This is a genomic window from Pseudomonas sp. TH15, from assembly GCF_016651105.1.
Lineage (GTDB): Bacteria > Pseudomonadota > Gammaproteobacteria > Pseudomonadales > Pseudomonadaceae > Aquipseudomonas.
Genome location: NZ_JAEKEL010000001.1, coordinates 510,622 through 522,739, shown reverse-complemented (window position 1 = coordinate 522,739; position 12,118 = coordinate 510,622). Strand labels below are relative to the sequence as shown.

General features: G+C 59.9%; 8 protein-coding genes. 1 reads left to right on the top strand and 7 read right to left on the bottom strand.

The features are described from left to right. Positions 1-172 precede the first annotated feature (172 nt). The 5 genes from JFT87_RS02440 to betI all read right to left on the bottom strand — a co-directional run bounded on the left by JFT87_RS02440 (position 173) and on the right by betI (position 7,336). A complete protein-coding gene (locus tag JFT87_RS02440) occupies positions 173-1,510 on the bottom strand; it encodes a TldD/PmbA family protein (RefSeq protein ID WP_201198450.1) in 1,338 nt (445 codons plus the stop codon). Then, a complete protein-coding gene (locus JFT87_RS02435; protein ID WP_201198448.1) occupies positions 1,510-2,952 on the bottom strand; it encodes a TldD/PmbA family protein in 1,443 nt (480 codons plus the stop codon). Before JFT87_RS02435 ends, JFT87_RS02440 begins: the two co-directional genes overlap by 1 nt. Before the next feature lie 287 nt (positions 2,953-3,239). After that, entirely contained in the window at positions 3,240-4,943 is a 1,704-nt protein-coding gene (gene betA / locus JFT87_RS02430; RefSeq protein ID WP_201198446.1) for a choline dehydrogenase, read from the bottom strand. Between the two features lie 217 nt (positions 4,944-5,160). Beyond that, on the bottom strand, positions 5,161-6,633 hold the full coding sequence (betB, locus tag JFT87_RS02425; RefSeq protein ID WP_201198429.1) for a betaine-aldehyde dehydrogenase: 1,473 nt from the start codon (positions 6,631-6,633) through the stop codon (positions 5,161-5,163). Between the two features lie 109 nt (positions 6,634-6,742). Then, on the bottom strand, positions 6,743-7,336 hold the full coding sequence (betI, locus tag JFT87_RS02420) for a transcriptional regulator BetI (protein WP_201198427.1): 594 nt from the start codon (positions 7,334-7,336) through the stop codon (positions 6,743-6,745). A 485-nt stretch (positions 7,337-7,821) separates the two neighbouring features. Between betI and JFT87_RS02415 the strand changes: the two genes are divergently transcribed. Continuing rightward, entirely contained in the window at positions 7,822-9,771 is a 1,950-nt protein-coding gene (locus JFT87_RS02415; RefSeq protein ID WP_322270815.1) for a BCCT family transporter, read from the top strand. A 267-nt stretch (positions 9,772-10,038) separates the two neighbouring features. On the opposite strand, the gene choV is transcribed toward JFT87_RS02415, so the two are convergent. Both choV and choW read right to left on the bottom strand, forming a co-directional pair. Next, positions 10,039-11,217: a choline ABC transporter ATP-binding protein gene (gene choV, locus JFT87_RS02410; RefSeq protein ID WP_201198423.1), complete on the bottom strand. Its 1,179-nt coding sequence runs from the start codon at positions 11,215-11,217 to the stop codon at positions 10,039-10,041. Beyond that, on the bottom strand, positions 11,214-12,059 hold the full coding sequence (gene choW / locus JFT87_RS02405) for a choline ABC transporter permease subunit (RefSeq protein WP_201198421.1): 846 nt from the start codon (positions 12,057-12,059) through the stop codon (positions 11,214-11,216). The genes choV and choW overlap by 4 nt, the downstream gene beginning before the upstream one ends. Between the last annotated feature and the right edge of the window lie 59 nt (positions 12,060-12,118).

The following is a 12,118-nucleotide window of genomic DNA, read 5'->3' as shown; positions in this document are numbered from 1 at the left end:
GCTAATCCGAATTCTTGTCCAAAAATGAAACCCCGTGGCGAGGGGATTTATCCCCGCTGGAGTGCGCAGCAGTCCCGTTTTTTGGGGCCGCTGCGCGACCCAGCGGGGATAAATCCCCTCGCCACAGTTTCTATTCCAACAGTTGATTCCCGGTGTGCCGGGGATCTTTGTTTTACAGCGTTAAAGTGAGTCGGCTGACGAGCGCACCCGGCAATACCGCCGAGGCTGTCGCCCGCTGACTGTAAGTACTCGCCGACAGCAGCAACTCGCGCTCTTGGGTCAACGCTTCCAGCTGCGAACCGAGCAGGCTGTAGGCGCTGTCATCAAAACGCATGGTGCTGACCGGGGCCTGAATCTCGCCGTTCTCGACCCAGAAGGTCGCAAACCGGGTCATGCCGGTCAGCCGCGCCGCCGGTTGATCCGAGTAGTTCAGGTACCAGAGGTTGCTGATGTACAACCCTGTGCCCAGTTGCTTGAGAATCTCGGCTTCAGGCAACGTGCCAGCCGCCATGTTTAACGCGCTCGGCATTTCACCACCACCGGCACCGTTGGCCGTCAGGCCATACTCAGCCGCACTGCGTGAGCTGACCATTTGCGCGCCGGCCTTGCCTTCGACGATCAAGCCCAGATCGCTACGCGGATAACCTTCGCCGGAAAACGCCGGACTCAGGGAGCCGCTAACCTTTTCATCCAGCGAGACCAGCGTGCTGAACGATTGGTCGCCGGCGTAGAGCTTCTGCAACGGACTGCCTTTACTGGCAATCGACTGCGCCGAGAAACCGCCCCAGCCGAGCATGCCCATGATTTCTTCCACAGCCGCTGGCGCCAGGTAAGCTCGGTACTGACCCGGTGCCAAGGTGCGCAGCGGCCGACCGAGAAACGCCAATTGCTCGCGCGCCTGCTGGAAGCGCTTGGCAAAGCCTTCGCTGTTCCAGTCGTGCCCGGCGTAACTGGCCTTCACTGCCTGGCCGTTTTCATGGAACAGGCTGAAATCGAAGTTGAAGCTGTTGGCCTGATGCCAGCCGAACGCGCCCGAAGAACTGGCGAAACCGCGACTGATCGGCCCGGCGGCATAGAAACCCACCAGATCCAGCCCTTCGGCAGCCTGGGTGATTTCAGCCACGACCTGCTCGGTGTCCGGCAGCGGATGGTCCTGCACGTTTTTGCTCTGCCAGCCGTTGTGGTTGAGCATCAGATACGGGTCCGGCGGCAGCAGCGGCAGGGTTTCGCGCAGCTGTTGCAGACCTTCTGCCAGACGCTGAACATCGGTTTCAGCATCACCGGAGAGCGTAATGTTCAGGTCGGCGTGGCGACCTTCGTTGATCAGTTTGAAACCGACACTCGCCTGCTGCACCTGCCCGGCCTGACGGACCTTGGCATGGTTGAAGCGCACGAAGGCCGAGGACTCGGCGGCGTAGCTGAGAGTGAATAGCTCTGGCTCGCGAATCGCGTCACGCAACCAGTGGACCAAGGCCTTGAATGCATCGGCCTGATTTTTTGAAGTCGTCATCAGGCATCTCCCCCAAACACATCAACATTGCTGAACACGCAGGCCGGCGACGCATGGCCGACGCGGATCACCTGGTTTGGCTCGCCCTTGCCGCAGTTCGGCGTGCCCAGGACTTTGACGGTGTTGGCGTCGCCGACGGCGCTGAGGTTCTTCCAGAAGTGTGCGGAAATCGCCCGGTAATTCGGGTTCTTGACCACGCCTTTAAGCTCGCCGTTCTCGATCAACTGACCCCACTCGCAACCGAACTGGAACTTGTTGCGCGCATCGTCGATGGACCAGGAACGGTTGGTGCTCATCAAAATGCCGTTTTCGATATTGCCGATCAGCTTCTCCAACGGTTGATCGCCGGGCTCGATATTCAGGTTGGCCATGCGATCGATCGGCGCACGGTTCCAGCTGCAGGCGCGACTGTTGGCGACACCGTCCATGTCGGCACGGAATTGCGACAGCGCGCCGCCCAATGGACGCAGCAGCAGGCCTTCTTTGATCAGAAATTGCTTGCTCGCAGCGCTGCCGTCATCGTCATGACCGTAGCTGGCAAGCTGCTCGGGAATGTCCGGGTCGAAGGTTACGTTGAGCAGTTTGGAGCCGTATTGCAGGCTGCCGAAGTCTTCTGCCTTGACGAAACTGGTGCCGGCGTAATTGCGCTCGTCGCCGAGGATACGGTCCAGTTCCAGCGGGTGGCCGATGGATTCGTGGATCTGCAGCATCATCTGGTCCGGCATCAACAGCAGGTCGCGCGGGCCTTGTGGCGTGTTCGGCGCCAACAGCAATTGCAGCGCTTGATCGGCGATTTTCGGGCCGGCGCCGACCAGGCCGCAGCGGCTGACCACATCAAAACCGCCCTGTTGACCGAAGTTCTCGCGGCCCAAGGTGCGAGTCTGGCTATCGCTGCCGTCGTAGGCGGTGACTTCCAGGCTCGGGTAGACGAAACGCTGGGCCTGGCGCAATTCGGCGCCGGCGCTGCTGAGGTAGATTTGCTCGACGTTGGTGATGCCGATGCTGACCTGCCAGTTCACCAGTCGCTCGTCCTTCGGCACGGCAGCGGATTCGGCGCCGAGTAGCTGGTAGCAGTCGCTCAGGGACGGGAAGGGCTGGTCGAAGTTCGGCGAAAAGTAGTCGGCGCGGTCGCTGGAGAGCACTTGGGTGCTCAGGTCGAGCAAGGCGTGGGGCTTGAGTCGACGGGCTTGTTGCTCGGCCTTCTCCAGCGCAGCTTGCAGGCCTTGTTGCGAGAGGTCGTTGGTCGCGGCGTAGGCTTCGACGCCGTTGACTCGAACGGTCAGCATCGCGCCTTCGTCACGGCTCAGGCTCGGCGGCTCGGCGACGTTCTTGCGCACCGAGAGGTATTGGCCGGACTCGCGTACATAACGCAGCGAAAAGAATTCAGCGCCCGTGCGCAACGCAGCAAAACGCTGCTTGAGCTGGGGGTGGAAATCGAACATTCGAGAACCTCCTTGGTAGGGAGAAGCGGCGTATCGGTGTGGCGAGGGGGAGTGAAACGTTTGCGTGGCGCTAGATTAGGCCTGCGTGGGGGGTAGGATCAAGCTTGAAACGGTGTAGGAAAGGTTTACCCGAGGTGGGTCAGGAGAAGATGTGCTGTCTGGTCGGGCCCCTTCGCGAGCAAGCCCGCTCCCACATTGGATCATCTGTGTTCACAAATGCTGTGTTCACTGGAGATCCAATGTGGGAGCGGGCTTGCTCGCGAAGGCTGCGCCGCGGTGTAACGGTCTTACTGGGCAGTAGGGCTCACATCCCGCAGCGGCTTGCCACGCACCGGTGCATCACCGGCCACGAAGTAAGCAGCCTTGCTACGCGGCAACGGCTGACGACCACGGATCTTGTCGGCGATTTTCTCGGCGATCATGATCGTTGGTGCGTTCAGGTTGCCGGTAGTGATGATCGGCATGATCGAGGCATCGACCACCCGCAGGCTCTGCATGCCGTGTACGCGACCTTCAGCGTCAACCACAGCCATTTCGTCGGTGCCCATTTTGCAGGAGCAGGACGGGTGGAACGCGGTCTCGGCGTGTTCGCGGATGAACTGGTCGAGCTGCTCATCGGTTTGCACGTCGATGCCCGGGCTGATTTCGCGGCCACGGTAGGCGTCCAGTGCAGGCTGCTGCATGATTTCACGGGTCAGGCGGATGCCATCGCGGAACTCCTGCCAGTCTTGCTCGGTGGCCATGTAGTTGAACAGGATGCTTGGGTACTCGCGCGGATCCTTGGACTTGGCCTGGATACGACCGCGACTCGGCGAACGCATGGAACCCATGTGTGCCTGGAAGCCGTGCTCTTTCACACCGTTGCTGCCGTTGTAGTTAATCGCGACCGGCAGGAAGTGGTACTGGATGTTCGGCCAATCGAATTCTTCGCGGGTACGGATGAAACCGCCGGCTTCGAACTGGTTGCTGGCGCCGATACCGGTACCGTTGAACAGCCACTCGGCACCTATGGCTGGCTGGTTGTACCAGAGCAGCGACGGGTACAGCGAGACCGGTTGGGTGCAAGCGTATTGCAGGTACAGCTCAAGGTGATCCTGCAGGTTTTCGCCGACGCCTGGCAGATCGTGGACCACCGGGATGTCGAGCTTGTTCAGCAGTTCGGCCGGGCCGACGCCGGAGCGTTGCAGAATCTGCGGCGAAGCGATGGCGCCGGAGCACAGCAGCACTTCTTTGCGGGCCTTGGCTTCAACGCGCTCTTCAGCGGCGCCGATCAAGTAACGCACGCCGACTGCACGCTTGCCTTCAAACAGAATCTTGTCGGTCAGGGCGTGGGTAACGATGGTCAGGGTCGAACGCTTCTTGGCTGTGTCCAGGTAACCGCGAGCGGTGCTGGCGCGACGGCCGTTCGGCGTCACGGTACGGTCCATCGGGCCGAAGCCTTCCTGCTGGTAACCGTTCAGGTCTTCGGTGCGCGGGTAACCGGCTTGCACGCCTGCTTCAACCATCGCGTGGAACAGCGGGTTGTTGCCGGCCTTTGGCGTGGTCACGCTGACCGGACCTTCGCCACCGTGGTAGTCGTTCGGGCCGATGTCGCGGGTTTCAGCCTTGCGGAAATACGGCAGGCAGTTCAGGTAGTCCCAGTCTTCCAGGCCTGGCAGTTTCGACCAGTTGTCGTAGTCCATCGCGTTGCCGCGGATGTAGCACATGCCGTTGATCAGCGAGGAACCGCCGAGGCCTTTGCCGCGACCGCATTCCATCCGGCGACCATCCATGTGTGGCTCTGGATCGGTTTCATAGGCCCAGTTGTAGCGACGGCCTTGCAGCGGGAACGCCAAAGCGGCCGGCATTTGCGTGCGGAAGTCGAAACGGTAGTCCGGGCCGCCCGCTTCGAGCAGCAGGACGGTGACGCCTTCGTCTTCAGTCAAACGGGTCGCCAGGGTGTTACCGGCCGAGCCGGCACCGATGATGATGTAATCGTATTCTTGGGACATTAAATGCACCCTCTTTGAAAGTGGTCAGGTCGCGGGTGGCCGAGCTGCCACTTAACTTGTGGCGAGGGAGCTTGCTCCCGCTCGGCTGCGCAGCAGTCGCAAAATCAGCGACCGCTTTCTATCTGAAGACATGCGGTGTCTGGGATGGGGCCGCTTCGCAGCCCAACGGGGGTAAACCCCCTCGCCACAATGGCGTTCACTCCAGACTTCGCGTGGATCAGAAAACCGAGGCGTAATCGCCCAGTTCGACCTGTACCGATTTGATGCGTGTGAAGTTGTTCAGCGAGCTGATGCCGTTCTCACGGCCAACACCCGATTGCTTGTAGCCGCCGACCGGCATCTTGGCGTCGGACTCGCCCCAGGCGTTGATCCAGCAGATACCGGCTTCCAGTTGATGAATCACGCGGTGAGCGCGGTTCAGGTCTTTGGTGACGATGCCGGCCGCCAGGCCGAAGTCGGTGTCGTTGGCACGACGGATCACTTCTTCTTCGGTGTCGTAGGTCAGGATGGCCATGACCGGGCCGAAGATTTCTTCGCGCACGATGGTCATCTCGTCGGTGCAGTCGGTGAACACGGTCGGTGCCACGAATGCACCTTTGGCAAAGTCGCCGTCTGTCAGGCGGGTGCCGCCGCACAGCACGCGAGCGCCTTCTTCCTTACCTTTGGCGATGTAGCCCAACACGCTTTCCATGTGGGCGAAGCTGACCAGCGGGCCGAAGTTGGTGTTTTCGTCTTCCGGGTTGCCGATGCGGATGCGCGCAACGCGCTCGGCGATCTTGGCTTCGAAAGCAGCTTTCAGGTGAGTCGGTACGAACACGCGAGTGCCGTTGGTGCAGACCTGGCCGGAGCTGTAGAAGTTGGCCATCATCGCGGTGTCGGCGGCGCGATCGAGGTCGGCGTCGTCGAAAATGATCAGCGGGGATTTGCCGCCCAGTTCCATGGTCACGTCTTTGAGTGACGAGGCCGAAGCGCTGGCCATAACCTTCTTGCCGGTATCGGTGCCGCCGGTGAAGGAGATTTTTTCGATGCGTGGGTGTTCGGTCAACCAGGTGCCGACTTCACGGCCGCTGCCGGTCAGGACGTTGAACACGCCAGCCGGAACGCCGGCTTCGGTGTAGATCTCGGCCAGTTTCAGGGTGGTCAGCGAGGTGACTTCGCTTGGCTTGAAGATCATCGCGTTACCGGCCGCCAGGGCTGGAGCCGATTTCCACAGAGCAATCTGGATCGGATAGTTCCACGCGCCGATACCGGCCACGACGCCCAGTGGCTCGCGACGGGTGTAGACGAACGAAGTGGTGCGCAGCGGGATCTGCTCGCCTTCGATGGCCGGAACCAGACCTGCGTAGTACTCCAGCACATCAGCGCCGGTAACGATGTCGACGTACTTGGTTTCGGAGAACGACTTGCCGGTGTCCAACGTTTCCAGCGCGGCCAGTTCATCGTTGCGCTCGCGCAGGATATCAACGGCACGACGCAGGATGCGCGAACGCTCCATGGCGGTCATGGCAGCCCAGATTTTCTGGCCCTTTTCAGCGCTGACCACAGCGCGTTCGACGTCTTCTTTCGTCGCACGCTGTACGGTTGCGAGGACTTCACCGTTAGCCGGGTTAATGGCTTCGAAGGTGGCGTCGCTGCTGGCGTCGGAGTAACCGCCATCGATGTAGAGTTTTTGCAGTTCGAAACGGGCCATAGTGTCCTCGCAAGTGCATAAGTGGTTGGCGTAGGCCACTGGGGTGATGCCATTAGGTTGTGGCAACACCGATCAGCAGCAGTTCAGGGGTTGAGCGTTTATGTGTGCTCTAACTCACCTGCTTGGCCAATTGGAAATCCATGTATTCGTAAGCGATCTGTTGCGCCTGCTCGGTGTCGAAAGCGTCTCCCGACAGCGCGCCGCGCAACCACAAGCCATCAATGAGGGCTGCCAGGCCACGGGCGGCACTGCGCGCTTGATCAAGCGGCAATACACGGCGGAACTGGCAGCACAGGTTGGAATACAGACGGTGATCGTTGATCCGCTGCAACCTGTGCAATGACGGCTGGTGCATGCTGGTGGCCCAAAAGGCCAACCAGGTTTTCATTGCCGGGCCATTGACCTGGCTGGCGTCGAAGTTGCCTTCGATAATCACCTGCAGATGGGCCCGTGGGCTGTCATCTGCCAGCGCCTGGCGGCGCGCGGTGACGCTCTCGCTGAGGACGCTCATCAGATACCGCATCGTGGCGGCGATCAGGCCATTCTTGTCCTGAAAATAGTGACTGATGATGCCATTCGAGACACCGGCCAAACGGGCGATCAGCGCAATGCTGGCGTCCCCCATTCCGACCTGATCGACAGCCTGTAATGTGGCTTCGATCAATTGCTGACGGCGGATGGGTTGCATACCGACCTTGGGCATCTTGCACATCTCCTTAGGCCTTCCGACGGACGAAAAACGTCTATCGGATTGAAGGCCAGTCTATTTTGTTTTGATTGAACGTTCAATCAACAAAGAATAAGATCTGCGACAATTCGTCGCTGCCTACAGGTTTTTCCTACGTGTAGCTGGCGGAAAAACGACATCTGAAAACGCTCGAAACCTGTATGGGGCATGGCGCGGTTCGCGATTCGATGGACGTGTTGAAAGGGCAAGACGCTCAGGGCCAGGTTTCGGATGAACGTCCGCACACCTTCGGCCACGAAAGCGATTCGCAGCGCCATTTCGGCAGGTTCGGGCTTTTTTCGGGCTGTCTTTATATCACCCGCCGGTCGGCTGCCAACTAACCGATTGGTCGGGTAACGCGTTGCCTTGTGTTCTTCTCCCGCACTGCCCGGAGCATCTGTGCCATGAGTTCTGCCTCTCTTATAAAGACCCCACCCGAGAAGGTGACGGTCAACGGTTGGGTGTTCTACACCTCTACCGCGTTGATCCTGTTGTTGACCGCCATTCTGATCATTGCCCCGCAAGAGGCCGGCAGATTGCTCGGCATCGCCCAAGCCTGGTTGTCCCGCAGCTTCGGCTGGTACTACATGGTGGTGATCGCCGCTTACCTGGTGTTTGTGGTCGGCCTGGCGTTTTCGTCTTACGGCAAACTCAAACTGGGCAGCAAGGACGACACCCCGGACTTCAGCTACGGCGCCTGGGCGGGGATGCTGTTCTCCTCGGGTATCGGCATCTCGCTGCTGTACTTCGGTGCGTCCGAGCCGCTGGACCACTACTTCAACCCGCCGGAAGGCGTGGCCGCCAGCAACATGGCTGCCCGTCAGGCAGTGCAACTGACATTCCTGCACTGGGGCCTGCACGGCTGGGCGATCTACGCATTGGTCGGTCTGGCCGTTGCTTACTTTGCTTACCGTCATAACCAGCCGCTGGCGTTGCGTTCGGCGCTGTATCCGCTGGTGGGCGAGCGTTGGGTCAAAGGCGCGGCTGGTCATGCGGTGGACGGCTTCGGCATGTTCGTAACCCTGCTGGGGCTGGTGACGAACCTGGGGATTGGTTCGCTGCAAGTGTCGTCGGGCCTTGAAAATCTGTTCGGCATGGAACACAGCAACACCAACCTGTTGATCGTGATCATCGTGATGAGCACCGTGGCGACCATTGCTGCCGTGTCCGGTGTGGAAAACGGCATCCGTCGTCTGTCCAACCTGAACATCGTGCTGTTCAGCGGTCTGCTGATTTTCGTGCTGCTGTTCGGCCCCACGCTGCACCTGCTCAACGGCTTCGTGCAGAACATCGGTGACTACCTGAACGGTATCGTGCTGAAAACCTTCGATCTCTATGTGTACGAAGGCAGCGCCGACAAGACCGAACGCTGGATGGGCCTGTGGACCCTGTTCTACTGGGCCTGGTGGATTTCCTGGGCCCCATTTGTCGGCATGTTTATCGCGCGTATTTCCCGTGGTCGCACGGTGCGTGAACTGGTTGCTGGTGTGCTGCTGATCCCGCTGGGTTTCACCCTGGCGTGGTTGTCGATCTTCGGTAACTCGGCCTTGGACCTGGTGATGAACCATGGGGCGGTGGAGCTCGGGAAGACGGCACTCGAACAGCCGTCCATGGCGATCTACCAATTGCTTGAGCATTACCCGGCCTCGAAAATCGTCATCGGCGTGTCGATTTTTGTTGGTTTCGTGTTGTTCCTGACCCCGGCGGATTCCGGCGCGGTGATGATGGCCAACCTTTCCTGCAAGGGCGGCAACGTTGATGAAGATGCCCCGCACTGGCTGCGGATCTTCTGGTCGGCGGTGATTACCCTGGTGACCATCGGCCTGTTGTTCGCCGGTAACTTCGAAGCCATGCAAACCATGGTGGTGCTGGCCGGTCTGCCGTTCTCGGTGGTGCTGGTGTTCTTTATGTTCGGCTTGCACAAGGCGATGCGCCAGGACGTGCAGATCGAGCAGGAGCAAGCGGAGTTGGCCGCGCGCGGTCGTCGTGGTTTCAGTGAGCGTTTGACTCAGCTGGACCTGCAACCGAACCAGTCGATCGTTCAGCGTTTCATGGACAAGCAAGTCAGCCCGGCGCTGGAAGATGCCGCGGTGCAATTGCGTGCTCAGGGCCTGGACGTGCAAACGTTGCTGGGCAAGTCCAAGCGTTGCATGGGCCTGCGGATCGAGATGGAAGAGGGCAACCCTTTTGTCTACGAAGTCAGCCTGGACGGTTACTTGGCAGCAGCGAGCGAGACGGTGCCGGCGCATAGTGCCGATGAACCGCGTGCACGTTACTACCGCGCCGAGGTGTACCTGCACAACGGCAGCCAGGACTACGACTTGATGGGCTTCGCTCAGGATCAGATCACCCGTGACGTGCTCGATCAGTTTGAAAGCCATCGGCAGCTCCTTGGCCGTGTCTATAGCTGAGACTTGAGGTCTGCGGTGCAGGGAATGCACCGCGGCTCTATTGTGGCGAGGGGGCTTGTCGGAACGCCGCATCACCCCGTTCGGCTGCGAAGCAGTCGTAAATCCGGATAATGCGGTGTATCTGAACGACCGTATTATCTGGCTATGGGGCCGCTGCGCGACCCAACGGGGGCAAGCCCCCTCGCCACAGTGGTCCGTGTTTACAGCCAAATATCTGTACTAACAAAAACGCCGCGATCCTCTCGCGGCGTTTTTGTGTCTGTTGCCTTAGCCCAGGTTCTTGCCGAGCAGCGCGTGGTACAGCTCGCTGTCGCCCAGAATCCCCACCACTTTGTTGTTGTCGTGCAGCACCAGTTTGTTGCCGGTCTGGTAACGAATCTGCAGCGCATCACGCATGCCGATGTTGGAGTCCACCAGCGTTGGCCGACGACCCAAGGCTTCAACCGCTTGCCCCGGCGCCCAGTTCTGCAGGTCCAGGCTGGCACCGTTCTGGCGTGCGCCCTTGATGGTGTTGCCTTCGGCCAGGTCCAGCCACGAATCGCCGCCCGGATCGAGGCACACCGAACCGTTGATGCGTTTGCAGTTGTCGAGGGTGCGCATCAGGCTGCGACCGCACAGCACGTTCAACGGGTTGGTGTGGGCCACGAAGGTCCGCACGTAATCGTCCGCAGGGTTCAGCACGATTTCTTCCGGCACGCTGTACTGCACGATGCGGCCGTCTTTCATGATGGCGATACGGCTGCCGAGTTTCAGCGCTTCATCAAGGTCGTGGCTGACGAAAACGATGGTCTTGTTGAGCTTGCTTTGCAGTTCCAGCAATTCGTCTTGCAGGCCTTGGCGGATCAGCGGGTCGAGGGCCGAGAACGGTTCGTCCATGAGCAGAATATCGGCGTCCATCGCCAGTGCACGGGCCAGGCCGACACGTTGCTGCATACCGCCGGAGAGCTCGTCGGGCTTCTTGTTGCGCCACTGGGTCAGGCCCACCAGCTCAAGCTTGTCGTCCACCAATTTACGCCGTTCTTTCTCAGGACGACCCTGCATTTCCAGACCGAAACTGATGTTCTCGCGCACCGTCAGCCAAGGCATCAGGGCGAACTTCTGGAACACCATCGCGATGCGCTTGGTGCGCATCATTTTCAGTTCTGCCGGGGTACAGGAAGCGATATCGATCTGCTTGCCTTCGTGCTCGACGAACAACTTGCCACGGCTAACGGTGTTGAGACCGTTGATGCAACGCAGCAGGCTGGATTTGCCGGAGCCGGACAGGCCCATCAGCACGCAGATTTCGCCTTTTTCGATGTCCAGGCTGGCTTTTTCAACACCGACGATCTGGCCGGTTTTTTTCAGGATCTGGTCGCGGGTCATGCCCTGATCGAGGAGCTTGAGCGCCTCGCGCGGGTCTTTGGAGAAGACGACGTCGACGTCTTCGAAGCGAATAATGCTCATGCGTCACCCCCTACTTTAGCGTCGGGTTGTTTGCAGATACGGTCGAGCATGATCGCCAGCAGTACGATTGCCAACCCGGCTTCGAAGCCCAGGGCGATATCGGCGGTGTTCAGTGCGTTGACCACGGGTTTGCCCAGGCCATCGGCGCCCACCAGTGCCGCGATCACCACCATCGACAACGACAGCATGATGCACTGGGTGATACCGGCCGCAATGCTTGGCATCGCGTGGGGCAGTTCGATACGAGAGAGCAGTTGACGGCGCGAGCAGCCAAAGGCTTTGCCGGCGTCCATCAGTTCTGCGGGAACATCACGGATACCCAGGTAGGTCAGGCGGATAGGCGCGGCAATCGCGAACACTACCGTCGAGATCAGACCCGGGACCACGCCCAGCCCGAAGAGGGTCAGGGTCGGAATGAGGTACACGAAGGTCGGCACGGTCTGCATCAGATCGAGCACCGGACGCATCAGTGTGTAGAACATCGGTTTGTGCGCGGCGACGATGCCCAACGGCACGCCGATGATCACGCAGACGAAGGTGGCAAACAGCACCTGGGCCAGGGTTTCCATGGTTTCCTGCCAGTACCCCAGATTGAGGATCAGCAGAAAGGAGAGGATGACGAAAACGGTCAGTCCCCACTTTCGTTGAATGAAGTGGGCCAGTAGTGCGATGAGGCCGATCAATGCAAACGGGTTGAACCAGGTCAACGCGAACGTCACGCCGTGGATCATCGTTTCCAGTGTCACGGCGATCGCGTCGAATGTGCTGGCGCCGTGTTGCGTCAACCATTCAACGAAGCTCGCGATGTACTGGCCTAAGGGGATTTTCTGATCAATCAGCATGGTAGTGAACGTCCGCATGCAAGGAAATAAACAGCCCGGGCGAGCGAACTCGCCCGGCG

What these genes read in the sequence shown, in the direction of transcription:
- choV (WP_201198423.1), bottom strand. Translation starts at nt 11,217, where the DNA reads ATGAGCATTATTCGCTTCGAAGACGTCGACGTCGTCTTCTCCAAAGAC.
- JFT87_RS02440 (WP_201198450.1), bottom strand. Translation starts at nt 1,510, where the DNA reads ATGACGACTTCAAAAAATCAGGCCGATGCATTCAAGGCCTTGGTCCAC.
- betI (WP_201198427.1), bottom strand. Translation starts at nt 7,336, where the DNA reads ATGCCCAAGGTCGGTATGCAACCCATCCGCCGTCAGCAATTGATCGAA.
- JFT87_RS02435 (WP_201198448.1), bottom strand. Translation starts at nt 2,952, where the DNA reads ATGTTCGATTTCCACCCCCAGCTCAAGCAGCGTTTTGCTGCGTTGCGC.
- betA (WP_201198446.1), bottom strand. Translation starts at nt 4,943, where the DNA reads ATGTCCCAAGAATACGATTACATCATCATCGGTGCCGGCTCGGCCGGT.
- betB (WP_201198429.1), bottom strand. Translation starts at nt 6,633, where the DNA reads ATGGCCCGTTTCGAACTGCAAAAACTCTACATCGATGGCGGTTACTCC.
- choW (WP_201198421.1), bottom strand. Translation starts at nt 12,059, where the DNA reads ATGCTGATTGATCAGAAAATCCCCTTAGGCCAGTACATCGCGAGCTTC.